General features: G+C 32.0%; 21 protein-coding genes and 5 pseudogenes. All 26 read left to right on the forward strand.

Going from position 1 to position 25,054, the window contains the following annotated elements; all coding sequences use genetic code 11:
• Window positions 1-144 precede the first annotated feature (144 nt).
• The 26 genes and pseudogenes from ACUL40_RS02370 to ACUL40_RS02495 all read left to right on the forward strand — a co-directional run bounded on the left by ACUL40_RS02370 (window position 145) and on the right by ACUL40_RS02495 (window position 24,978).
• Window positions 145-441, forward strand: coding sequence for a WXG100 family type VII secretion target (locus ACUL40_RS02370; RefSeq protein ID WP_000918601.1), 297 nt, complete (start codon window positions 145-147; stop codon window positions 439-441).
• Between the two features lie 126 nt (window positions 442-567).
• A complete protein-coding gene (gene esaA, locus ACUL40_RS02375; RefSeq protein WP_445423142.1) occupies window positions 568-4,299 on the forward strand; it encodes a type VII secretion protein EsaA in 3,732 nt (1,243 codons plus the stop codon).
• Window positions 4,271-4,774: a type VII secretion protein EssA gene (gene essA / locus ACUL40_RS02380; protein WP_000595655.1), complete on the forward strand. Its 504-nt coding sequence runs from the start codon at window positions 4,271-4,273 to the stop codon at window positions 4,772-4,774. The genes esaA and essA overlap by 29 nt, the downstream gene beginning before the upstream one ends.
• Before the next feature lie 4 nt (window positions 4,775-4,778).
• On the forward strand, window positions 4,779-5,030 hold the full coding sequence (locus tag ACUL40_RS02385) for an EsaB/YukD family protein (RefSeq protein ID WP_063220148.1): 252 nt from the start codon (window positions 4,779-4,781) through the stop codon (window positions 5,028-5,030).
• A 73-nt stretch (window positions 5,031-5,103) separates the two neighbouring features.
• A complete protein-coding gene (gene essB, locus ACUL40_RS02390) occupies window positions 5,104-6,303 on the forward strand; it encodes a type VII secretion protein EssB (protein ID WP_063220149.1) in 1,200 nt (399 codons plus the stop codon).
• Between the two features lie 39 nt (window positions 6,304-6,342).
• Window positions 6,343-6,624: pseudogene (locus ACUL40_RS02395) on the forward strand (FtsK/SpoIIIE N-terminal domain-containing protein); the annotation flags it as partial.
• Window positions 6,619-10,848 (forward strand): annotated as a pseudogene (essC, locus tag ACUL40_RS02400) (type VII secretion protein EssC); the annotation flags it as partial. The pseudogenes ACUL40_RS02395 and essC, both read left to right, overlap by 6 nt.
• Window positions 10,845-11,645 carry a DUF3952 domain-containing protein gene (locus ACUL40_RS02405; protein WP_065211635.1) on the forward strand — a complete coding sequence of 267 codons (801 nt, stop codon included), beginning with the start codon at window positions 10,845-10,847 and terminating at the stop codon, window positions 11,643-11,645. The pseudogene essC and the gene ACUL40_RS02405, both read left to right, overlap by 4 nt.
• A 15-nt stretch (window positions 11,646-11,660) precedes the next feature.
• Window positions 11,661-13,241, forward strand: a complete 1,581-nt coding sequence (locus ACUL40_RS02410) for a lipase family protein (protein WP_065211634.1) — start codon at window positions 11,661-11,663, stop codon at window positions 13,239-13,241.
• A 39-nt stretch (window positions 13,242-13,280) separates the two neighbouring features.
• On the forward strand, window positions 13,281-13,541 hold the full coding sequence (locus ACUL40_RS02415; protein ID WP_000363098.1) for a hypothetical protein: 261 nt from the start codon (window positions 13,281-13,283) through the stop codon (window positions 13,539-13,541).
• Window position 13,542: 1 nt separating this feature from the next.
• Window positions 13,543-13,893 (forward strand): DUF4176 domain-containing protein, encoded by a 351-nt coding sequence (locus ACUL40_RS02420; RefSeq protein ID WP_000656382.1) that lies wholly within the window; start codon window positions 13,543-13,545, stop codon window positions 13,891-13,893.
• 75 nt (window positions 13,894-13,968) lie between these two features.
• Window positions 13,969-14,790: a DUF3952 domain-containing protein gene (locus tag ACUL40_RS02425; RefSeq protein ID WP_065211633.1), complete on the forward strand. Its 822-nt coding sequence runs from the start codon at window positions 13,969-13,971 to the stop codon at window positions 14,788-14,790.
• Between the two features lie 17 nt (window positions 14,791-14,807).
• Window positions 14,808-15,481 (forward strand): annotated as a pseudogene (locus ACUL40_RS02430) (lipase family protein); the annotation flags it as partial.
• Between the two features lie 37 nt (window positions 15,482-15,518).
• A complete protein-coding gene (locus tag ACUL40_RS02435; RefSeq protein ID WP_001016543.1) occupies window positions 15,519-15,779 on the forward strand; it encodes a hypothetical protein in 261 nt (86 codons plus the stop codon).
• 12 nt (window positions 15,780-15,791) lie between these two features.
• Window positions 15,792-16,430 (forward strand): hypothetical protein, encoded by a 639-nt coding sequence (locus ACUL40_RS02440; protein ID WP_445422969.1) that lies wholly within the window; start codon window positions 15,792-15,794, stop codon window positions 16,428-16,430.
• A gap of 397 nt (window positions 16,431-16,827) precedes the next feature.
• Window positions 16,828-17,235, forward strand: a pseudogene (locus ACUL40_RS02445) (hypothetical protein); the annotation flags it as partial.
• Between the two features lie 62 nt (window positions 17,236-17,297).
• Window positions 17,298-18,095 carry a hypothetical protein gene (locus ACUL40_RS02450; RefSeq protein WP_065211630.1) on the forward strand — a complete coding sequence of 266 codons (798 nt, stop codon included), beginning with the start codon at window positions 17,298-17,300 and terminating at the stop codon, window positions 18,093-18,095.
• Between the two features lie 94 nt (window positions 18,096-18,189).
• Window positions 18,190-18,467, forward strand: a pseudogene (locus tag ACUL40_RS02455) (hypothetical protein).
• Between the two features lie 92 nt (window positions 18,468-18,559).
• Window positions 18,560-19,354, forward strand: coding sequence for a hypothetical protein (locus ACUL40_RS02460; protein ID WP_065211629.1), 795 nt, complete (start codon window positions 18,560-18,562; stop codon window positions 19,352-19,354).
• Window positions 19,355-19,553: 199 nt separating this feature from the next.
• Window positions 19,554-20,372: a DUF3952 domain-containing protein gene (locus ACUL40_RS02465; protein ID WP_059303904.1), complete on the forward strand. Its 819-nt coding sequence runs from the start codon at window positions 19,554-19,556 to the stop codon at window positions 20,370-20,372.
• 147 nt (window positions 20,373-20,519) lie between these two features.
• Window positions 20,520-20,567, forward strand: coding sequence for a hypothetical protein (locus tag ACUL40_RS02470; protein WP_229163603.1), 48 nt, complete (start codon window positions 20,520-20,522; stop codon window positions 20,565-20,567).
• A 206-nt stretch (window positions 20,568-20,773) separates the two neighbouring features.
• On the forward strand, window positions 20,774-21,535 hold the full coding sequence (locus tag ACUL40_RS02475; protein ID WP_000267152.1) for a hypothetical protein: 762 nt from the start codon (window positions 20,774-20,776) through the stop codon (window positions 21,533-21,535).
• Window positions 21,536-21,597: 62 nt separating this feature from the next.
• On the forward strand, window positions 21,598-22,356 hold the full coding sequence (locus ACUL40_RS02480) for a hypothetical protein (RefSeq protein WP_065211628.1): 759 nt from the start codon (window positions 21,598-21,600) through the stop codon (window positions 22,354-22,356).
• A gap of 62 nt (window positions 22,357-22,418) precedes the next feature.
• Entirely contained in the window at window positions 22,419-23,189 is a 771-nt protein-coding gene (locus ACUL40_RS02485; protein ID WP_000267165.1) for a hypothetical protein, read from the forward strand.
• 62 nt (window positions 23,190-23,251) lie between these two features.
• Window positions 23,252-24,028, forward strand: coding sequence for a hypothetical protein (locus tag ACUL40_RS02490; RefSeq protein WP_065211627.1), 777 nt, complete (start codon window positions 23,252-23,254; stop codon window positions 24,026-24,028).
• A 176-nt stretch (window positions 24,029-24,204) separates the two neighbouring features.
• Window positions 24,205-24,978 carry a DUF3952 domain-containing protein gene (locus ACUL40_RS02495; RefSeq protein WP_065211626.1) on the forward strand — a complete coding sequence of 258 codons (774 nt, stop codon included), beginning with the start codon at window positions 24,205-24,207 and terminating at the stop codon, window positions 24,976-24,978.
• Window positions 24,979-25,054: the final 76 nt, after the last annotated feature.

Raw genomic sequence — 25,054 nt, forward strand, 5'->3', positions numbered from 1 at the left:
AATATATCGTTATTATAGTAAAAGAGAAATTTTGGAAAAATATCATTTTTTTGTTTAGAAATTTTTAAATTATTGATATAATCAATTTGTAGAATTGATTATTGGTTAATTTTACTATTTTTTAATTTTAAGGGGGATTTAATAATGGCAGGACAAATTCGTATGTCACCAGAGGAGCTTAAATCGAAAGCGACTCGATATGGACAAGGTGCAAATCAAATTGAGGACATTTTACGTCAACTACAAAACTTACAAAATGAATTAAGAGGAGAATGGGAAGGTCGTGCTTTCGAAGGTTTTGACCAACAGTTCAATCAATTAAAGCCAAAAGTACAAAACTTCGCACAGCTATTACAAGAAATTAATATGCAGCTTAATAAAACTGCAGAAGCTGTTGCTAGACATGACGAAGATCTTTCTCGTAATTTCGGTCTACAATAAGACAGATAAAAAGAAATATATAATTTAGCCATGCAACCATACGTTGTATGGCTAAATTACTTTAAAACTAGAGTAAGATACGAAGTCTTTCATTAGATAGACTCGCAGTCGCAGGAGTGATAAGTAGTGAAAAAGTTCAAATGGAGCATCTTGTTGTTTATTATTTTAGCTCTTGTACTATCAACAGGGGTCTCCTATTTAGCATTAAATCAAAATGTTAAGAAAGCTAATGAGAATACTACACCAAAAATGACAGTTGCGTTGGTAAATGAAGATCAGGGCACTGTATTTGAGGGCAATAAAATAGCGTTTGGAGATCAATTTGTTAAAAATGTAAATAAAAATACGAAACAAGAATGGTACGTAGTTAGTCGCGGGGTAGCAGAAAATGGATTGAAAAATAATAATTACAATATGATGATTGTTATTCCAAATGATTTTTCTAGGAAAGCAGTTGCGATTGATTCAGAGATTCCGGAGAAATTAACTTTAAACTACAAAGTAAATGCAACTGGGAATAAGGATTTGAAAGCTGAGGCAGAAAATACAGCTTCTGTTATTTTAGAAGATTTCAATAAGCAAATAATCGACGTTTATTTTGCGAGTATTATCGGTAAGCTACAAGGTGCACAAGATAATATAGGTAAAATAATTGAAAAAGGAAACGTTCAAACAACTATGTATAAAAAAGATATACATAGTCCGTTAGCAAATTACACAAATCAATTTAAAACAGTACAAGATTATACAGGTGTTTCTGTTAATAGTTTCAAAGGATTTCAGGATGTTTTAAAAGGTTTCGGTCAAGCGTTAGATGAAGGGAATAAATCAAACAGTACGTACTTAGATGGTTTTAATAACTTTCAAAAAATGCAAACTGATAACAATTTGTTAGCGAATAATTTCACAAATCAATTCAATCAATATATGAATGATATGAATACAGGCGATGCTTTAAAGCAATTAAGTGCATTGGAATCCGCTAATAAAATTATTTCAAATCAATTTACGTTTTCAGAGAAAGAACCAAATATTTTAACTGATGCTGCAGCAATTCAAAAATATTTAGCAGATGTAAAAAAACAAGTGTCTGAATATGATACAGAACTTGCAGGGAAGTTAGAAAGTGATATTCAAGAGACGGTAATTAAGAAGTTAAAGCAATCTATGTCGAATGATGGAAAGCAAGAAATCTTCATAAATACATTAATGAAACAACCAGATGCTCGAATAAAGAAACAAATCGAGAATTTAATTGCGAAATTACCTAGTTTAAACATGGAAGAAATCGGTCAAAGTGATTTACCAGATGCAACGAAATTACAACTGCAAAATGTAATTCAATTTACAAAAAAGTATAATAAAGAAAATAATTTTTATTATGATCCTGTAAATAAAATATCTTTAGGAAACGCAATTAAAGAAGTAAAGGATAGACTTTATACAGAGAGAATTACATTTAGTGATACTGCGAAAGTAATTAAAATGGAATCTCCGCAAATTTTGAAGATAAGTATTCCAGAAGAGTTTAAACTAGATGGAAGTACAGAAGCTTTATATATTGATGATGTGGATCGTACAAGTGACTTTCTTCAAAGCGAAGCAGGAGAAATTACAATAGCTCCTCGTAATGAAGGGGATATAAAGATTAGGTTACATGTGAAGCTAAAAGATCCAAACATCAATATAGATGTTTTCTCTCCTGTAACATGGCAGTGGGAATTGAGCGGGACTCATAAAAAAGAAACTAGTCCTGAAAAAGAAGAACCTAATAAAGAGGATAAAGGAACACAAACTGAAAATAGCAAGGTGGAAAATGTGGTTCATAAATCACAGTATGGCATAATGCCGTTAGTACACAATGCTAAAACGCCTATTATTCAAAAAACAGAACAGAGTAATAATGGTGACAGTGTAAATCCTGATGCAGGAGGAAAACCTGATACGGGAGGGAATCCAGACACAGGAGGAAAACCTGATACGGGAGGAAAACCTGATGCAGGAGGAAAACCTGATACAGGAGGAAAACCTGATGCAGGAGGAAAACCTGATACAGGAGGAAAACCTGATACAGGAGGAAAACCTGATACAGGAGGAAAACCTGATACAGGAGGAAAACCTGATACAGGAGGAAAACCTGATACAGGAGGAAAACCTGATACAGGAGGGAAACCTGATACAGGAGGAAATCCAGACACAGGAGGGAAACCTGATGCAGGTGGAAATCCAGACACAGGAGGGAAACCTGATACAGGAGGAAATCCAGACACGGGAGGAAACCCTGATACAGGAGAGAAACCTGATACAGGAGAAAAACCTGATACAGGAGAGAAGCCAGACACTGGGACAGATAACGGTAGCAATTCAAAAATTATTGAAAGTACAACGAATCAAGTTATACATCAAAAAACAGAAAAAATACCAGATATTACTTCTAGTGTATTAATAAAAGAAGCAGTAGATACAGTCGAAAGTTATCAAGGTTTAATGAGCCTTTACGAAATGTATTATGGGATTGATTTAAGAACGAAAGATGTAGGTCCTAAGTTAGAAGAGGGAAGTTTAGATGCAATTGCGACGGACCAATCTTTGTACTACGTATTAAATAAACAAAGCTTAATTGATTTAATTTCAAATCTTGTTTCATCAAGTATTACTACAGAAATAAAGCAAGATATGTCAGGTTTAAAACAAAAAATAAACTCTTATCAACAATCTATTACTAGTGCGGATCAAAATTCTATGCTACTAGCGGAGAAATTAAATGGAACGACGCAACAAGCAACTAGTATGAATGAAAATTTAGGAGAGTATGTAAAAGGTTTAGCGAAATGGCGTGAGAATAGCTTAAAACTAGTTGAAGAGCAGCAAGTATTAACAACAAATCATGCTGGTGAGCAAACAGCTGTTTTATCGTTAGATTCTGGTATTAAATCATTAATGATGCAAAGTCAGTCATTGGTCGAAAGTTCGAAACATAGTTTAGCAACTTCAGACGATGTATATAAAACATTTGATCAAATCAATGGACAAGCAAAAGAAATTCAAGACAGCGGAACGACAATTGTTTCAAAAGCTGATTTATTATTAAACGACTTTACGAAGAAAATGGAAGATGATAAATCATTCTCCAAAAACTTTACGAAAATTTTAGCGAATAGTCGTATTGGAGATCGTCAAAATGAAATGCTATATGACTTTTTAGCTAGTCCAGTTCAAAAGCAAAATGATGGAGTAATTGTAGCAGGTAATGCTTTTACACCTTACTTAATTGTATTAACTTGTTTCATTGTTGCATTATTTACAGCATACGCAATTGCGAATCAAGAAAAGAAACGAATGCAATCAGATCATTTTGAAGAGAAATTCTCATTAATTGATATGAATGTACCAACTACAGTAGTAGCTTTCGGTATATCAATTGTGGAAGGGATTAGTATAGGTATCATTTCTGGGCGTCTTTTAAAGTTCGGTCAGGATCAAAGTTTACTATGGATTGCGTTCATCACATTTATTATGATGGCGTTTGTATTGGTCTCAACCTACTTATTACGACAAATAAAAATGGTAGGTATGTTTATACTATTAGTATTTTTAAGCATGTACCTATTTTTAACTGAGGCAGTTGGAAGTAAAGTAGATCAAATGTCCTCTGTCGGAAAGATACGTCAATTCTCACCGCTTCAGTATATAGAAAGTTTTCTAAATGATTTTATTAGTGGTAAAGATACTGGGAAAGTTATTTTTGTCGTATTGTTTGTAATTGCCATTATTGGATTGGTTAGTAATCTATTTGTATGGCATAAGAAATGGGAGGAAAAAGAAGTAAATGATCAAACAATGGAGCATAGTGGCTAAGTTATCATTTCTCTCTATCCTTTTACTGTTTGTCGCGCTACCGATAAGGAGCGCGGCTGACAGTTATCTTGGTGATGATGGGAAGATTAAGTTTAAAGTGGATCGACTTGAAGAAAGCGACCAAGAAAAAAATAAAAAGGAACATAAGGAAACAGAATTAGATAAAGCATCGATTGAGTTATTTAACAAAGATATAGAAGAAGAAATTGAGAAAAAGAAAAAGAAAGAACAAAAAGATATGGAAGCTTTGCGAGATTCTCTTTTTACAAAACCAAAAGAGAATAATAGTGTTAAAGATACGAAAAATAGTTTGTTTAGCAGTGAATACATTGTCAGAAAAAGTGCAGATGAAGTAGCGAGTAATGAAACAATGAATGAAGAGCCAATTAGTATAACAATAATATTATTATTTGGCGGCGGCATTCTACTTATTTGCATCGGTATTTATACGGTTCTTCGTAAAAGTTGGAGGTAAAGTGATGGCAATACAAACACATATCAATGTGACAGTAGATTTTAGTAAATGGAATAGAAATACATATGATTTGCGTATTCCGAATCATCAATCTATTAAATATTTATTAAAAAACTTATTAGATACGCTAAAGATTGATAATCATGAAGGTTCACATTTTGTAATTAAAGTGAAAAATAAGTCAATTGTTTTAACAGATAATGATCGTTTAATTGATCACCAAATAACAGATGGAGATATTTTGCAAGTTTTATAAAGAATATTTTTTACTTTTAGTTATTTGAAAATAAGTTATTACGGGTTATAAAGAAAAGGAGAAGAGGATAAACATGACGGAAAAAATAATTCAAATTGATGCAATGAACTATCAATTTCAAATAGAAAAAGAAAATTGGAAATTGGAGATGACCAAATCCCAAACACGTATAAAAGACTTCCGTCAATTCGATATAATTACGGGCGAATCATCTGAATTTGTACCATTAACAATAGAAGAAACGGATGATATGTTTACGTTTCTATATCAAGTAGATAAAAAATTATATAAGTGGGACGATCTTAGCCGTTTTGGAAGAAATGAGAAATTAAGACTACTTCGGAATGTTGAGCAGTTTCGTAAATATTTAAATAAACGAATCACGTTCTTTTTACATCCAGACAATATAGTTTTTAATGCTAATTTAATACCAAGTATTATACATAGAGGAATTCGAGATATTGTTCCGCCAACCCCATTATTAGAAGAGCAATTTTTAACACAATATAAGTGTCTAATTATTGCTTTATTCTCCCAAAAACATAACTTTGATGATTTGTATGCTGGGTTACTAAAAGATGCAAAAGAAACAACATTTGAACAGACCGTTGCTCAAATGGAAAGCTTAGATGCATTACTGCAGTTTCTTGATGACAGCTTTGAGAAGGAACAAACAAAAACAGAAAAAAATATGCAGTTAGTACCTAAAAAAAGCTATAAATCATTTAAATACTTAGCTTTTTCCTTCATAGCGGCGACAGTTATTTTAGCTGCTCCTTTAATATATTTCACTTTTATAAAATTTCCTTATCAAAATAAATTGTTAGAAGCAAATGCAAGTTTCATAGCAACTGATTATGACAAAGTCATTACGCAATTGAATGAAGAGGAGTTTGAATCATTACCGATTGCATCTAAATATGAGTTAGCATTTGCATACATTACAGCTGAAAAACTAGGTGAAGCTCAAAAGAAATCGATTATGAAAAACATTAGTTTGAAAAGTGATGAAAAGTATTTGCTGTATTGGATGTATAACGGAAAAGGTAATTTTGATAAATCATTAGATTTAGCTAAGACACTTGATGATCCTCAGCTTATTATGTACGGCCTTGTTAAACAAATTGAATCACTGAAAAATAATCCAGATTTATCAGGGGAAGAACGTGATCAAAAGTTAAAAACATATGAGCAACAATTAGATGAATATAAAAAGAAATATGGCAATTCATCAAGCGATAAAAATTTGTCGGACACGGAGAAAAAAGAGTAAGCACTTGATGAGACAGTTGAAAAGGAGCAGTGAACACGGATGGAGCAACTATTAGTATTGACTTATGGAGACAAAATATATAAGTGCACATTACATCCAAATGAGCAATCAATAGTGTCGATTGGAAAAGAGTGGACAAATGATATTACGAATCCAAGTTTAGAACAAGAAGTAGAGTTAAAGTGGAATAATGAAGTAAATGCTTGGATGGTACAGGATCAATTAATAGAATTCAATAAGGAAATTGAGATTGGGAAAACAAGAGATGTGAGCTTGAAAATCTTTATATCTATTGTTGGCACAACTAAAGTGTTTGATATTGGAACGAAACATTCTCTTACAGTGAGTCAAAACGATTACGATGATATTTCTATTACCGGGACTAGTGTAGATTTGATGCTATCTCGCGAAACGTTGTACGATTCTTTTAAAGTGAACGTGTATGGCGGGGATGTATTTCATAATTATACGAAGTTAAAAGATAGCGTTATGTTGGAATCAGGAGACGTATTATATTTTGATGGTATTTTATTGGAGATTGGTAGTGAAGACATTCAAGTACTTTCTTCAGAAGATAAAGTGAAATCTGAGTTACCTATTTTAGTAGAATCAGAAACAAATTATCAAAGTGGTTATCCAGACTATCATCGTTCACCACGTATTATTTACCGTGAACCAGAAGAGAAAATGACAATTGCAAAGCCTTCAAGTATGCCATCAAAACCAACGGAGCATTTAGCAAGAATCATTGCACCTTCACTTGTCATGATTGTCGTAACTGTATTACTTGCTATTTTCATGAAATATGGAATGTTTATTATCGCATCGATTGCGATGACATTAGTAACAATCATTGTTTCTGTAACATCGTATATTAAAAATTTGAAGCAATATAAAGTCGACATTGTTGAACGAGATAAAAGCTATAGAGAGTATATAAAACAAAAAACGAAAGATTTACATGCAGAAAGTGAAAAACAGCGTCACGCGTTACATTATCACAATCCAAATGTAGAAGTAATACGTAATATGGCAGTTCAAGTAAATCCTCGAATTTATGAAAAAACAATGTTACATCATGATTTCTTAACATTTAGCGTTGGAACAGGACAAGCTAATACGAGTTTTGAAATTCAATTTAATGAAGAAGAATTTAGTCAAACGAAAGATGAATTAATTGATATAGCACGTGAACTAAGACAGCGTTATCTATCATTGGAAGATGTACCAGTTGTAACAGATTTAATGAATGGACCAGTCGGTTATATTGGTCAACGCTCTTTAGTGTTAGAGCAATTACAATTATTAGTTGCACAAACAGCTTTATTCCATAGTTATTATGACTTGCAGTTTATTACTATTTTTCCGGAAGAGGAAAAAGAAAAATGGGATTGGATGCGCTGGTTACCTCATGGAAGTGTTCGCGATATAAATGTACGTGGATTTGTATACCATGATCGTAGCCGTGATCAAGTGTTAAATAGTTTGTATCAAATATTGAAAGAACGAAAATTAAAACTAGATGAAAAAAGTTCTACTAATGAAAAAATGTACTTTGCACCGCACTATGTCGTTCTTATTACAGATGAAAAACTAATATTAGACCATGTTGTTATGGAATTCTTTAATGATGACCCGAGTCAATTAGGTGTATCGCTTGTATTTGTACAAGATGTTATGCAAAGTTTACCGGAGCATGTGAAAACGGTAATAGATATAAGAGATGCAAAACAAGGGAACATCATCTTAGAGCAAGGAGAACTTGTTAACCGTCAATTTAAGCTAAATCATGTGCCAAAAGGATTCAATTTAGAAGATATTTCACGGGCATTAGCACCATTAAATCATTTGCAAAACTTAAAAAATAGTATTCCAGAAAGCGTAACATTTTTAGAAATGTACGGCGTTGAAAAAGTAAAAGAACTGAATATCACAAGTCGTTGGGAGAAAAATGCAGCGCATAAATCTTTAGCTGTACCACTTGGATTACGTGGTAAAGAAGATATCGTAAACTTAAACTTACACGAAAAAGCACACGGACCACACGGATTAATAGCAGGTACAACAGGTTCAGGTAAATCGGAAATTATACAATCGTATATTTTATCTCTAGCAGTCAATTTCCACCCGTACGAAGTAGCCTTTTTACTAATTGACTATAAAGGCGGCGGAATGGCGAATTTATTCAAAAACTTACCGCATTTATTAGGAACAATTACGAACTTAGATGGTGCACAAAGTATGAGAGCGCTCGCATCAATTAAAGCTGAATTACAGAAAAGACAACGATTATTTGGTGAAAATGATGTAAACCATATTAATCAGTATCAAAAACTGTATAAAGAAGACTTAGTAAGTGAGCCGATGCCGCATCTATTTTTAATTAGTGATGAATTCGCGGAACTGAAGTCAGAACAACCAGAGTTTATGAAAGAGTTAGTTTCAACAGCGCGTATCGGTCGTTCGCTCGGAATCCATTTAATATTAGCTACGCAAAAACCGAGTGGTGTTGTAGATGATCAAATTTGGAGTAACTCGAAATTCAAACTAGCATTAAAAGTTCAAAATACGTCAGATAGTAATGAAATTTTAAAAACGCCAGATGCTGCTGAAATTACATTACCAGGACGTGCTTACTTACAAGTTGGGAATAATGAAATTTATGAACTATTCCAATCAGCCTGGAGCGGAGCAGACTATGTAGAAAACAAAGAGGATAAAGAACATTTAGACGCAACAATCTATGCAATAAATGATCTAGGACAATATGAAATATTAAGTGAAGATTTAAGTGGCCTTGGTAGCAGTAAAGAAGTAATAAGCGTACCATCTGAACTGGATGCTGTTATTGACTACATTCACGATTACGCAGAAATAAATGAAATTGAAGCGTTAGCTAGACCGTGGTTACCACCACTTCCAGAAAGCGTATATTTACAAGACTTACACGCTATTCAGTTCAAAGAAGCATGGACGAAAGAAAAGAAACCATTAAAAGCAACAATTGGTCTACTAGATCAGCCTGAATTACAATCACAAACACCATTAACACTAGATATTAGTAAAGACGGACACGTAGCGGTCTTCTCAAGTCCAGGCTACGGAAAATCAACATTCTTACAATCAGTCATTATGGATGTAGCTCGTCAGCATAGTCCGGAGCATTTGCATGTGTATTTAGTGGACCTTGGAACAAATGGTCTTCTACCTTTGAAAGGATTACCTCATGTAGCGGATACGATTACGATTGATGAATCTGAAAAATGTTTAAAGTTTGTTGAAAGATTAACTCAAGAAATGAAAAATCGTAAACGATTATTAAGTGAATATGACGTTGCAAATATTGAAATGTATGAAAAGGCAAGCGGGAAAGAAATACCACATATTATTATTGCAATCGACAATTATGATGCAGTAAAAGAAGCGAAGTTCTATGAAAGCTTTGAAATGCTAATTATGCAAATTGTCCGAGATGGTGCAAGTTTAGGAATTCATACCTTAATTAGTGCAGGGCGACAAAATGCACTTAGAATTCAATTGTACAATAATATTAAAATCCAAACTTGCCTATATATGATTGATCAAAGTGAAGTAGCTAGTATTGTAGGGAGATCTGATATAAAAGTGGAAGAAACAGCAGGAAGAGCGTTAATAAAACTAGAATCTCCTACATTATTCCAGGTTGCACTACCTACGAAAGCAGAAGATGAATTACAGCAAATTCAATTATTACAACAAGAAGCAAATGATATGGATCGAGAATGGGATGGAGAACGTCCGAAGGCAATTCCAATGATGCCAGAAGTGATTGATATTGCTACTTATCGTAAAAATAAAGACGTTACAAAAGCTCTACAAGCAGCAAGAATTCCAATGGGGCTTGATTTTGCAAACGTAGAAGTTGTAGCTCATGATATTGCAGTGAATGATCATTTAATGATTTATAGTGTAGATGATAGTATGAGAAAACAAATTGTATCTAGCATCCTATCTCAATTGAATAAAGATTATTTTGAAAGTGTGACGTTGGTGGATACAGCAGAGTATAGTTTCGTTCAATATAAAGACGATGTGACGCACTACATTGTAGACGAAAATGAAATCAATATGCATGCGAAGTATTGGATGGAAGTAATTCGTGAACGAGCTCTTGAATTAGCACAAGCAAGACAAGAAGGTAGAGAAATTCCTGCATTCACAAAACAACTCATTATCATGACAAATGTTGAAGAGTTTAGTAAATTTGTTTATTTAGAAATGGAGGATGCAGCGACTTTAATTGATTTATCTCGTACAGTAGGTATTTACTTTGTATTAGCAGGTCACCACGACTACATGGACCGAAATCGTGAAGCTCTACCTATGAAAATGAGAAGTAAACTAACAGCAGCAATTATCGCAATGCCATTAAATGATCAAAGTATCTTCAACATAAAATATATAAGCAACGAAGCACCATTAGGTAAAGATGAAGTGTATTACTATCAAAAAGGGAACATAATGAAACTAAAAATGCCTAGAGTAACTAACGAGGTGACAGTATGAAATTAAAGAAGAAAGCTAAGGTGATGATAGTCGTGTCAATAGTGGCAAGTTTATTAAGTGGATGTGGTTTTGGGGAAAAGCAAATAGATTATAAGCCATTTGTCAAAGCTTTGGATGAAGGTGACATGAGAAAGGTTATGTCTGCGAGTGATGATGGGTATGCGTATGTGAAACAAAGAGGTATATATAGTACATATGAACAAAAGGAAGATGGAGAGCATAGAAAAACAATCTATCAAACTTCGGAAGGGATATATAATACGAAAGATAAAAGTTTATATGGAAGTACAACACAAGCGGTTACTTCAGCAGTAGACAGCAAAGATAATAAAAAAGAAGGTGTTTATCGTACCAATATTATGTATAAAAATGGACAGGTGAAAAGTCCGGATTCAAATCTGGATGTTTCATACGTAAACTTAATTGTTGATCGTTTAAAAGGAATAGGGAAACTAAAGATGAAGCCCGGAGATGATATAAAAAAGTTTGATCAACCTAGTACAGTTGGATATAAACTAAATGAATCAGAGTTTCAGAGTATTGTTAATGATAAGTTGAAAATACAATATGATGAATATGATGGTGGATCGATTGTACTGCATATAGATTCTAAAGATGGTTCAGAGCAGATATTGGAGGTAAGTATTGTAATAAATTATAAGAAGCGAAATGATGAAGGTAAGTTAGTAGAATATATATCACAAATACACACATATTTTGATAGTCAAAAAGGCAATAATCAAGATGCAAAAAAAAAATATATAGATTACAGAGCACAGGATAAAAATAATAAGTAATTAGGAGTGAGTAATATGAGTAAGGATGTGGAGCAAGATAAAGAAATAATAGAGGATATAGAGGTAAGAGAGATAAATTCTGATTGGGGGAAATTGGAGCTAGCTGGAAAGGATATTTATGACTTTAAAGCTGGTAAAGAACCGTATAACCAACTAAGTCAAAAAAATAAAAAGACATTACAGGATAAATTTAACGCAGATTTTATAGATGATAAAGTTGATGAAAATACAGGATTTGCTGCATACGCTTTTAAAGATAGGTCTACAGGAGAAATTGTAATAACATATGTAGGAACGGAAGATGCAACGGATGCAATAACAGATGGTGAAATTGGGGGACATAATATAACAGGTGCAAATAAAATAATGTTAGGTAATTTGGAACACGATTTTACAGTTAGACAGTATGATCAAGGAGAAGAATTTTATTTGAAGGTTAAACATGATAACCCTTCTGCCAAAATTAGTGTAACAGGGCATTCATTAGGTGGTGGTATAGCTAATACTGTATCGTTAAGACACCAAGAAGATAATATTGAAACATTAACATTAAATCCAGCGCCTGTATTAAACCGAGATGTTGATAAATTTGGTAATGGGTTTGATATGAAAAATGTTCGGAATATCATTAATCAGAATGATCCACTACATATTGGGATAAAGGCAGCAGACTTCACACTTCCGGGAAGAATGTATAAAATTCCGAATCAAGCTGGTCACTCATATGCTTTTACATTGAAGGATTATGATGAGAATGGACATCTAATATGGATTGATAAACTAGCAAGTGATAACGATACGGGGTGGGATATTATCCCAGGATTTATGGAGTTTTCTCAATCTGCTGGGGCTATATACACAGGAACTATACATGATGTATTTCATAGAAAAGTTTCTATAGAAGAAGAAAAGGTAGCTGGAACTGCAATTAATTTGATACTAAATGCAACGCCAATTTCTAGTATTATAGGTGGAATATTAGGTTACTCGGACATTGTACAAGGCAGCAAGGAGCTTGAAAAGCTAAGAGAAAAAGTTCAAGAAGGTTTTTCAAGATTAAATACAAAGTATGAAGGACTAAAGTCTCAAATTACAGCAGAAGCAATCCAATTTAGTATAATGGCTACAGTTGAAATAAAAGGAGCGGTAGATATCGCTGTAGAATGGATTGAAACAACTTTAGCGAAATGTAAGGAAAAAGTTTTAGAAGTATTAGAGTCTGTATTTAATACTGCTATAAATTTTTTAGCTGGAAGTGTTGTAGTATATTTAGCTACAAGTGAAATTTTAGATATTGCAAAAGAAGTTGCAGCTTCTTACGTGCAAGATTTACTAGATTTGTTTAAAGGAGATTTTGTAGTTGATACAAATGTAGCTGCAATTGTATCTGAACATATATTAAGTCATCGTCACTCATTGTTAAATCTCTTTATGAATGATAACAGTAGGGGGATAAACCGTTCTTTATTAGGTGAAATTGCTAAAGATGTGAAGGAGTTATCGAAAGATTTAAAACAATTAAACGACGATGTTTCAGAAGCGGTATTTTCTATGTTTGCAAAAGACGAAGAATTAGGAGCAGTTTCATATTATTAAAACTCCAAGTTTATAAATTTAAAAGAGAGGGGTATGAAGGTGGATTTACATACGATAATGTCAAGAGTTCATAGTACATTTCCAGCTAGTGGTGGACGAGAACAAATTATAAACGTTGTAGTGCAATTGGAAAAAGCAGCTGCATCTTTAACGGGAGATATTAGAAGGTTAGAGAGTAGTATTGATAGCACATTACAAGGAAAAACACGTGAGGCATTTATTGATCGTATCCGTCAATTAGAGAAAAAAAGACAAAAAATAGAAGAGAAAATTAGCGTACTAAAAGGGACAGTGAATTAATATGAAAGACTATATGGATAAAGTATTACCTTTAGGCAGTGTTGTAAGATTGGGTCTTAAAGAAGAGGAAGATGCGGAGTATGTAATTACTACGAGAGGTTTATTACTTGATGAAAACACATTCTATGATTATGGCGGAGTGTTGCATCCAGTGGGTTTAACCGAAGAGACGTATAAATTATTTAACCACACGGATATTGCAGAGGTTAAATTTGAAGGGTATCGAAATAAAATTGAAGGTCAATTCGCAGCTAAGTTTAAAATGTGGCGGAATGAGTTTGTTGAAAAAGTAATTGAAAAAAATAAAAAGCAACAACAAGCACAAGAGTTAGAAATAAAGGGAAAAAAATAAATTTAAAAGGAAATAAGCTTTCCTCTTCCAAAATGGAAAGAGGAAAGCTTATTTTGATTGAATAAGGGTGTCAGTATGAAGTTAAAGAAGAAAGCTAAGATGATGATAGTACTGTCAATAGTAGCAAGTTTATTAAGTGGATGTGGTTTTGGGGAGACGAAGATAGAGTATGAGAGATTAGTAAAGGCATTGGATGAAGGTGATATGAAGACGGTTATGTCTGCGAGTGATGAAGGGTATGCGTATGTGAAAGAAGAGGTTAGGGATAGTACTTTTATTGAGGATAATAATAAGCAAATAGGAGTAGTTTATCAAACAACGCAAGGTATTTATAGCATTAAAGATAATATTCTTTTTGGTGAGACACAAAAGAAAGTCAATACTCCAGTTGAGGATGAAAAACATAGTGACAACCCACAATATAAAGAAGAATTTGTATTCAAGTCAGATATAAGATACGAAAATGGACAGCTAGAAGCTTCAAATCGAGGGAAAGATATGTCTAATATAAAATTAATGCTCAATAGAGTGCAAGGAATAAATGAATTGAAACCAAATGTGAATAAAAAAAGCTTCAGCCAACCAACTACGATAAGCTATAATTTATCAGAAACTCAATTTAAAGAGCTATTTAATGGGAATTTAGGATTAGAGTATGAGAAGTTTAGTTATGCAACACTACTAATTGAATTTAATTCTGCTAAGGATACAAAGGAAAATCCGATGAAAATAACAGAGATAACAATTTCGATAGGCTATAAACAAAGAAATGAAGAAAATAATATGATTGGGCATGATCAAGAAATAACAACATATTTACGTAATAAAGAAGAAAATAATTGGAAATCAAAAAAAGATTACTTACAATATGAAAAGAAATTTAAAGAAAGCCATTAATATATAAGGGGGAGAATATGGTGAACGAGGAAGATTATAAATTAAGTAGTGATGTAGGAAAATTAAGATTATCGGCAAGAGATATTTATGATTATAATGGACAAGAAAAAAATATAATAATTCTGATCCAATAATAAATAAACAGAAGTTACAAGACAACTTTAATGCTAATCTTATAGTTTCTGATGATATTCATTCAGTGACTGGATTTGGGGCATATGATTTAGAGGAAAGAAACACGCATGAAATTTTCATTGTATACATTGGAAACCAACCGAGCCAAATAGGCTATTTAGCAACCGATGGAGCAATTTGGCTGCATAATTTAACTAATTCACCTATATTGGGATCATTAGCGGAATTTCAGTATAGTCAAGCAGAAAAATTTTATGAAAAAGTCAAGGCGAGTAATAAAGGAAAGAAGATAACTTTACTAGGGCACTCTTTAGGTGGCGGAGCAGCGAATACAGTTGCATTAAGACATCAAGAAGATAATATAAACGTATTAGCTTTAAATCCTGCGCCTGTTTTAAATAAGGATGTGGTTAAGTACGTATACGGGACCAATATGAAGAATTGCCGCAGTCTTATAAATGAATATGGTCCTTTGGATGGCGCCATTAAAGCCACAGATTTTGTAATATCTGGACAGGTTTATAAAATGGAAAATGGGGATATTTCGGTATTTTTATAGTTAGGAAAAAGTTATTCTAAAAGGAGTAAGTTGGGTGAATCATAGACGCAAGAAAAAGAAACCGAAACAAATAAGAAAAGAAGCTGTTCAGATAAAACCGATAGTAGAAGAAAAACCACTAAAGAAGAGTAGCAAAAAGTTAGTTGATATTCTTCTAGGTATTCTTCTTTTCCCAATTTTTATATGGGCTGTCTTGGAAGGTTCTACAACACAAGTAAGCAAAGGGAAGACTTTCCTTATTATCGTTTTCTTTCTCTTAATTGCAATAGGGTTATCTATGATAGGAAACAAATAAGGGGGAGTTCAGATGTTTAAGAAGAAGGAGAAAAAAAACATTTACGTTAGACTGGTAAACACACAAGGGGAAATCATTCGAGAGTTTAATTGTACAGAAAAAGACTTGCGAAAAGTAAAAGAAAATGGTGCTGAAATTCGTTTGGTTGGAGACAACTCATATGAGATGGTAGCAACCGATGAACAACTAGAACAACTAGCAAGAGCTGAAGCAGAAATCGAAGCGGAAATTAAGGCATGGGAAGATGCTTTAAATGAGAGTTTGGATGAACGCGAAGAAAGAGAAGCGAGACAGAAGGAATTGAAAGAAAAGAATAAATGGAGTACAAAGAAGAAAGTAATCGTATTTGGACTGATACTCTTTGTATTTATTGGATTACCTATTATCGAAGGGTATCAAAATAGTAAATTAGTTGAAGAAGGTACATCATTACATGCAGAAATTGTAGGTAGGCATGTAGAGAAGGAATTCATGTTTACACACCCCACATTAGTAGTTGAGGTAGATGATAAAAAGCATAATGTATGGGTAAGTGAAGAGACATATAACGGAGCAGAGTGGTTAGGTAGACTAAAAGTCATCAAAACAAAAGATGGTAAAGTTGAGAAAGACCCTAGATATGAGGGGGAAGACTTAATTACGAGTTATTAAGCAGTATGTTTTTAATATTCGCTGCTCAAATTAAATAACATTATTATTTGCAAAAATCGAATCCATTAAAATAAAAAACAAATTTTAAATAACTGTAATAACCTCCTAGCATATTGTTGATGGGAGGTTATCACCTTTCTGAAGATAAAATTAAAGCTATATTATCTCGATACAATTGTGATGACAGTAACGTTTTTACTAAGTGAGTGCAGTTTCGGGGGAAACAAAAATAGAGTATGAGGGATATGCTTAAGTGAAAGAGAGAAGAATATTTAGAGCTTTTGAGGAGAAAGAAGGCTATTTGAACTATCAAAAGCATTCTGATTATGTACGGTAATTATACATAAAAGATTATCTAAATTTAGTTACACAAAGATGAATGTACTTAAAAAGTTAGATTACATTGGTATATGTAGGTTTCTTATTTATAGGAGCAGTGATTGTTCATATTGTGACAACGATTGATACGTTTAAACAGGCAAGTGAAGGTGCTTTTAGTATGAATGAAAGATCCGCTTCCTTTTTTAGTAAAACAAAAGGAGCTATGATGAAAGTAGCTTCAATATACGCATTAATCCTACTTGTTTTGATTTGTTTTCATAATGATTATACGTTTGATACTTTGATTGGATATGTAATAGGTACTATTTTACTGTACACAGTAGCCGTTGGTGCAGCAGAATTCCAGCTATTGGTGTACTGTAGATTCAAATTTAAATCATTCAATATGACTTGGGAAGAAAATGAGAGAATGCGTGGGAGAATTCGAAAGCAAAATACAAAATCCAAAACGAAAAGTAAATAAGGATGAAATAGAATTTAAGTGTATGAGAATTATTTAAACTATATAGAAGGTGAAAAGGCTGAATGTGGAATATAAGAGAAGAAGATATGGGTCTTTTTAAAATTGAAAATAGAAATCGATTAAGTCCGGATTATATAAGAATTTTTTATGGGGGAGTTTTTGCATATACTTCTATACCAATGCTCATCATGTTTTTAGGTGTTTTGCTGAACGGTGATAAGATTTCTTTAACACCACTTGAAACATTTTTGGTACGATCTGAGGTAAAGTTATACATTTTGGAGTTGATTTTTTTAATAATTTTCATGTCTTCAAAGGTTGCTTTTAAATTACAGAAACTCCAAGCCATCGTGACTTTATTTTATTCTTTTCAATTAGCAACATTACCATTTATCGTTATGATGGTTGAAGGAATGTTTGATTTTCCAAGTAATAATAAAACGTTAGTTTATATTGGTTTAATAATGTTAGGGGCGCTTTGTACTCACATTGTAGCAACGATCGATGTTTTTAGAAAAGCAAAGCATGGAGGATATAAATTAGAAGGACCGGCTGTCTCGTTTTTTACTGACACGAAATTATATTTTTTGATTGGAATAACAATCAGTGTAATCGTTCTACTTGTATTAATTTTTTTAAACCTTAATTATACATTTGATGAAATGGCAATTTATGTGACACAAACAATAATATTATATACATTTGCTGTAGTATCAGCAGAATTCGTCCTATTGGTGTATTGTCGCTTTAAATTTCCATCATTTAATATTACGTGGGAACAACATGAAAAGGAACGCCAAGAATTTATAGCAAATAGAAAAAGAATAAGAGAGAAAGAACAAAAGCGAAACAAAAACTGAAATGAAAGTTATAAATGATACTCGTAAACTTACATTGAAGATAGAATGAATACATTATTCATAAATTAACTAGTAAAGGGAGGAATGTAATATCTTGAATAAAGAATCTAAAGCTGTAAAAAAAGAAAAAGGTTTATTTGAAAGTGTAATAGCACCTATTATTGTCGGGATTATGTTTATTTTTTTAATTCTATATAAAATAGCAGAGTTTCTGGGGAAGTGGCTCATTATTTTGTCAATACCGAGCTATATTGTTACTATGTTTATTTTTTATACCAGAAAGAATATGGAGGTGTATTGGTTTGTGGAATAGGCTTAATACTAATGCTATCGCTGTATTTTGTGTTCGTTAAAAAAAGTAAAAAAGGCTAGTTTAATATGAAATACTAAAAACATTTATTTACTCTCAGTTTGTCTACAAAAATAGAGTTATTACATGATTTTAGAAAAGATGGTGTAATTATATGTGGAATATAAAAGAAGAAAATTTAAATGAATTTAAAAGTACTTGCAAGAATCGCTTAAGTCCCGATTGGGCTACAGGATTTATGTTTGGAACGATGTTTTTTATTTCTTTAATAATGTTTTTTCTTATTGGAGGGTTAATAAGGTTTGGTTGGAGTTATTACCCGACTCTCTTTGATAAAATAATTGTTAGCCTTGAGTTAGTGTTTTATAGTCTTCAAGTAATTTTTTTAATTATTTATCTGTTTCCTAAGATGCCATTTAAATTACAGAAACTACAAACACTTGTGGTACTATTATATGCATTTCAGCTAGGCACTATAACATTTACAATGTTGATAATTCCAGGAATGTCAAATTATTCAATTGATCAAATTACATTAATGTATGTTGGGTTATTATTTTTAGGTGCAGTCATTTTACATATTTTAGCGACTATTGATACTTTTAGACAGGCAAGTAAAGGGGCATTTAATAAGGGAGAAGAATCCTCTTCATTTTTTAGTAAAACAAAGAGGACTGCAATAAAGTGTCCTGTAATTTATGTGTTAATTCTTCTCATTTTAATTTATGTGCATAATGATTATACACAAAATATTTTAGGATTGTATGCGGGAGGAACTTTAATAATGTACGCGGTAGCCATAGGTGCAGCAGAGTTCCAATTATTAGCCTATTGCAGATTTAAATTTCCGTCATTTTATATTTCGTGGGAGGAACACGAAATGGAACGTCAGAAAAGACTAAAGCTTTATGAAGAGAAGGAAAAAAAGAAAACTAAAGAAATAAAATAAGTTTTGGTTTCTGAAAATTCGAATAGAATATATAAGCAATTAAGGATTGTATATAAATCAATGCTATTAAAAATTAAAGTATCTTCAATATAATCTGTATGAGTTAATAAATACCGGTAAGTAAAGGTGAACTATATTACTATCAAAATGGGAATGTAATGAACTTAAAAATGCCTAGAGAAATCAGCGGGGTGTCAGTATGAAGTTAAAGAAGAAAGCTAGGATGATGATAGTTCTGTTAATAGTATCAAGTTTATTAAGTGGATGTGGCTTTGGGGAGACTAAGATAGAGTATGAGAGATTAGTAAAGGCATTGGATGAAGGGGATATGAAAACGGTTATGTCTGCGAGTGATGATGGATATGCATATGTGAAAGAAGAGACTAGCGAAAGTACTTATGAAGAAAAAGAAGATGGTGAACATAGCAGGATAATATATCAAACAACCCATGGAATATATAATGTGAAAGAAAACGACTTATATGGGAAAACAACTCAAAAGATTGCTACTGATATAAAAAATGATAAAAACGTTGGTAGTAATCAAAATTACCAAAAAGAAACTGTCTATAGTACAAATTTGAAAAATGAAAAATCCCGTTCAATAGCCCAGAATCAAGGCATAGATGTTTCATATGTAAAATTAATGTTTAGAGGATTAAATGAACTTAGTAAATTGAAACCGAGTGAAGATAAAAAAAGATCTAGTGAACCGAGCATAATAAGCTATGATTTAACTGAATTACAGTTTAAAAGCATAATGAATGATAAGTTAAATTTAAAATATGATAAATTTGATTCTGCAATATTGATGATCGAATTTAATACGCCTAATGATACAAAAGAAGATCAAATGAGAATAATACAAATAACAATATCAGTAAATTATGAAGAACGAAAAGAAGATAAGCTTATAAAACGCAATCAAGAAATTTCAACATATTATCATACCAGAGAAGAGAATAATCAAAGTTCCAAAAAAGAATATGTAAATTATGAAAAAGAGTATATAAATTAAAAATAATATATTTTGATTGAATTTTGAGAATGATAAATGTTGTGAGGATATGAGTAAAGGGGTAGTGAAAAATAGTTACTGTGATAACAGTTATGTTTTGCTGAGCGCGTATAGTTTTGGTAAATCAAAATAGAGTATGAGAGTCTAATAAAGGCATTGGATGAAGGTGACAAGAAGACGGTTATACTTAATTGAAAGAAGAATATTTGGAACTTTTGAGGAAAAAGAATACTACTTGAACCATCAAAAGGCATTCTGGTTAGATGATTATGGTAATGATATACCTAAAAGATTATCTGAATTTAGTTGTACAAAGATCTATGTACTTAAAAATATTAAGAATGTAATAGAATTTTAGTGCACGAAAATTATTTAAACTGTATAGAAGGGGAAATGTCAGGGTGTGGAATATAAAAGAGGAAGATTTAGAAGCATTTCGGATGACATGCAGAAGCCGTTTAAGTCCAGAAGGTGCTACGGGTTTTATGCTTGGAACAATATTTTATATTTCAATATTTATGTTTATTATTTTTGTAGGTGATTTGAATTACTACAACAATTTTTTTGATAGAACAATTGTTAAAACTGAAATTGTGTTATTTAGTATTCAAATTATATTTTTAATTATATATCTATTTCCGAAAGCATGTTTTACATTTCAAAAGTTACAAACGCTAATCGTATTACTATATGCGTTTCAACTTGGAACGATATTATTTGTAGTTTCAATTATTTCTGAAATGGCTGATAATTCGATTGGTAGGATGTATACCGGGCTACTAGTTGTAGGAGCAGTTATTATCCATATTGCAGCAACGCTAGATACATTTAAACAAGCAAGTGAAGGTGCATTTAGTGGTGATGAAAGATCCACCTCGTTTTTTAGTAAGACAAAAGGAGCTATGATAAAGGGGGCTATAATATATATATTAATACTACTTATTTTAATGTATTTTCAAAATGATTATTCAATTGATTTTTTTGTTATGTATGGAGTAGGAACTGTTTTAATGTATGCGGTTGCGATCGGAGCGGCAGAATTTCAACTATTGGTGTACTGTAGATTTAAATTCAAGTCATTTCATATGTCATGGGAAGAGAATGAGAGAATGCGTGGGAGAATTCGAAAGCGAAATATAAAATCCAAATCGAAAAGTAAATAAGAGTGAAATAGAATTGAAGTGAATGAAAATTATTTAAACTGTATAGAAGGTGAAATGTCAGGGTGTGGAATATAAAAGAAGAAGATTTAGATAAGTTTCGAATGACATGTCAAGGGCGTTTAAGTCCTGAAGGTGCTGCGGGTTTTATGCTCGGAACGATATTTTATACTTCATTATTTATGGTTATTATTTTTGTGGGAGGAATGGATTATTATACTACCTTGTTTGATAAGGTAATTGTTAGGATTGAATTAGTGTTATATGGTTTGCAAGTAATGTTTTTAATACTATATTTATTCCCTAAAGCTCGTTATAAATTTCAAAAATTACAAACGCTCGTGATATTATTATATGCATTTCAACTTGGAACTATCGGATGCATGTTATTTGTTCTTTCTGGGATGATAGAGCATTCAATTGATCTCAATACATGTGTTTATGTAGGGCTATTAGTATTAGGTGGAATTATTGTTCATATTGTGACAACAGTTGATACATTTAAACAAGCAAGCGAGGGTGCATTTAGTAGTGAAGACAAATCAGCTTCGTTTTTTAGTAAAACAAAGGGACATGTTATACAAGGTGCTGTAATTTATGTGTTAATTCTTCTTGTTTTGATTTATATAAATAATAATTACTCATTAAACACAATGTTTGGTTATGTTATGTGTAATGTTGTTATGTATGCAGTAGCAATAGGAGCAGCAGAATTCCAGCTCTTAGTGTACTGTAGATTCAAATTCAAGTCATTTCATATGACGTGGGAAGAGAATGAGAGAATGCGAAAGCGAAATACAAAATCCAAAACGAAAAGTAAGTAAGAGTGAAATAGAATTTTAGTGCACGAAAATTATTTAAACTGTATAGAAGGGGAAATGTCAGGGTGTGGAATATAAAAGAAGAAGATTTATATAAGTTTAGGATGACATGTAAAGATCGTTTAAGCCCTGAGGGTGCTATGGTTTTCTTTATTGGAGGGATAGTTTATACTTCAGTATTTATGTTTTTTATTTTTATGGGGGGCTTGGAGTATTATAATACTTTCTTTGACAAAACAATTGTTAAAATTGAAATTGTTTTATATAGCTTACAATTCATCTTTTTAATTCTATATTCATTTCCAAAAGCACGTTATAAATTTCAAAAGTTACAAACGCTCGTTGTAATATTATATGCATTTCAATTAGGTACAATAACATTCACAGCGTTGATTCTTCCTGGGATTTCTGAGGATTCAATTGACAGAATTACATTAATATATGTAGGTATGTTATTCCTAGGAGCAGTCATTGTTCACATTGTGACAACTATCGATACGTTTAAACAAGCGAGTGAAGGTGCGTTCAGTAAGGATGAAAGATCTACCTCATTTTTTAGTAAAACAAAAGGGAATGTGATGAAGTGGGCTACACTATATACACTAACCCTTCTTGTTTTGATTTATTTTCATACTAATTATGCGTTCGATGTCTTAGTCCTTTATGTGGTAGGTACTGTATTAATGTATACAATTGCTGTCGGTGCAGCTGAATTTCAGCTATTAATGTATTGTAGATTTAAATTCAAGTCATTTCATATGTCATGGGAAGAGAATGAGAGAATGCGTGGGAGAATTCGAAAGCGAAATAAGAAATTCAAAACGAAAAATAAATAAAATATTAATAGAATTTTAGTGCGCGCAAAATAATTGAAACATATAGAAGGTGAAGAGCCAGGATGTGGAATATAAAAGAAGAAGATTTATATAAGTTTAGGATGACATGTAATGATCGTTTAAGTCCTGAGGGGGCTACAGGATTTATGTTTGGAGGAATACTTTATAGTTCAATAGCCGTTTTTTCTATTATTGTATCAGGTGGTTGGGAGTACTGTATGGTTCTCCTTAATATAGGAATCGTTAAGCTAGAAGTGTTGTTATATGCTCTGCAAGTAATTTTTTTCATTCTATATTTATTTCCAAAAGCTCAATTTAAATTTCAAAAGCTACAAACACTTGTTGTATTATTATACGCACTTCAAATGGCTACTATATTACTTACAGTTTTAGTTGTTTCTGAAATAGCTAATAATTCAATGGATCGTAGTACATTGAATTATGTATGTTTGCTATATTTAGGAGCAGTAATTTTTCATATTGTAACAACAATAGATACATTTAAATTGGCAAGTGAAGGTGCGTTTAGTATGGATGAAAGATCCGTATCCTTTTTTAGTAAAACAAAAGGAACTATGATGAAAGTGGCTTCAATATACGCATTAATCCTTCTTATTTTGATTTATTTTCATAATGATTATGCGTTTGACACTTTTATTGGATATGTAATAGGAACTGTTTTAATGTATACGATAGCCATAGGAGCAGCTGAATTTCAGCTATTAGCATATTGCAGGTTTAAATTTCCGTCATTTAATAAAACGTGGGAGCAACATAAAAGAGAAACTCCAAGATATCAAAAGAAAAATAAAAAAAGTAAATCGAAACGTAAGGCATAAAGAAAGTGTGTATTGTAAGTTTTGATGATGAAAAAGTAATAATTTATAGGAGAGTATTTGAACTACGAAAAGAAAATTTACTTATGTAAGGTGATAAAAGTGATTAGTAGGTTATCTAATTGAAAATATAGAGTGGGTAGTGTGATGATGAAATGAACAAAAAAAGGGTTTCTAAAATGATTACTATCATAATAACAATCAGCCTACTACAAGCATGTAGCTTTTTTGAAGAAAAGATAGAGTATGAGCCATTTGTCAAAGCTTTGGATGAAGGTGACATGAAAACGGTTATGTCTGCGAGTGATGATGGATATGCGTATGTGAAACAAAGAGGTATATATAGTACATATGAGCAAAAGGAAGATGGAGAGCACAGTAAAACAATCTATCAAACTTCGAAAGGCATATATAATACGAAAGATAAAAGTTTATATGGAAATACAACACAAGAAATTACCTCGGAAGTAGATAATAAAAATTATAAAGAAGAAGTTAATTATAGTACAAATATTATGTATAAAAATGAAAAGGTGCAAAGTCCGGATTCAAATCTAGATGTTTCATACGTGAACTTAATTGTAGATCGTTTAAAAGGAATAGGGAAACTAAAGATGAAGCCCAAAGGTGATATAAAAAAGTTTGATCAACCTAGTACTGTTGGATACAAATTAACTGAATCAGATTTTCAGGGCATTATTAATGATAACTTGAAAATACAATATGATGAATATGGTGGTGGATCAATCGCATTGCATATAGATTCTAAAAATGGCTTAGAGCAGATATTACAAGTAAGTATCGTAATGAATTATAAGAAGAGAAATGATGAAGGCAAGTTAGTAAAATATATATCACAGATACACACATATTTTGATAGTCAGCAAGGTAATAATCAGGATGCGAGACAGGAATATATTGATTTTAAAGTAAAGTATAATAAGAAGCAGTAATATTAAGAAGGGCATTTGCACGTAAAGATAATAGTGACATAAGTGAGATAAATCTTTCATAAATATTTCTATTTGT

It is taken from the genome of Bacillus sp. KNSH39, from assembly GCF_052656585.1.

Coding starts and splice junctions, on each gene's coding strand:
- ACUL40_RS02370 (WP_000918601.1), top strand. CDS start 145: ATGGCAGGACAAATTCGTATGTCACCAGAGGAGCTTAAATCGAAAGCG.
- essA (WP_000595655.1), top strand. CDS start 4,271: ATGATCAAACAATGGAGCATAGTGGCTAAGTTATCATTTCTCTCTATC.
- ACUL40_RS02385 (WP_063220148.1), top strand. CDS start 4,779: ATGGCAATACAAACACATATCAATGTGACAGTAGATTTTAGTAAATGG.
- essB (WP_063220149.1), top strand. CDS start 5,104: ATGACGGAAAAAATAATTCAAATTGATGCAATGAACTATCAATTTCAA.
- ACUL40_RS02405 (WP_065211635.1), top strand. CDS start 10,845: ATGAAATTAAAGAAGAAAGCTAAGGTGATGATAGTCGTGTCAATAGTG.
- ACUL40_RS02410 (WP_065211634.1), top strand. CDS start 11,661: ATGAGTAAGGATGTGGAGCAAGATAAAGAAATAATAGAGGATATAGAG.
- ACUL40_RS02420 (WP_000656382.1), top strand. CDS start 13,543: ATGAAAGACTATATGGATAAAGTATTACCTTTAGGCAGTGTTGTAAGA.
- ACUL40_RS02425 (WP_065211633.1), top strand. CDS start 13,969: ATGAAGTTAAAGAAGAAAGCTAAGATGATGATAGTACTGTCAATAGTA.
- ACUL40_RS02440 (WP_445422969.1), top strand. CDS start 15,792: ATGTTTAAGAAGAAGGAGAAAAAAAACATTTACGTTAGACTGGTAAAC.
- ACUL40_RS02450 (WP_065211630.1), top strand. CDS start 17,298: ATGTGGAATATAAGAGAAGAAGATATGGGTCTTTTTAAAATTGAAAAT.
- ACUL40_RS02460 (WP_065211629.1), top strand. CDS start 18,560: ATGTGGAATATAAAAGAAGAAAATTTAAATGAATTTAAAAGTACTTGC.
- ACUL40_RS02465 (WP_059303904.1), top strand. CDS start 19,554: ATGAAGTTAAAGAAGAAAGCTAGGATGATGATAGTTCTGTTAATAGTA.
- ACUL40_RS02490 (WP_065211627.1), top strand. CDS start 23,252: ATGTGGAATATAAAAGAAGAAGATTTATATAAGTTTAGGATGACATGT.
- ACUL40_RS02495 (WP_065211626.1), top strand. CDS start 24,205: ATGATTACTATCATAATAACAATCAGCCTACTACAAGCATGTAGCTTT.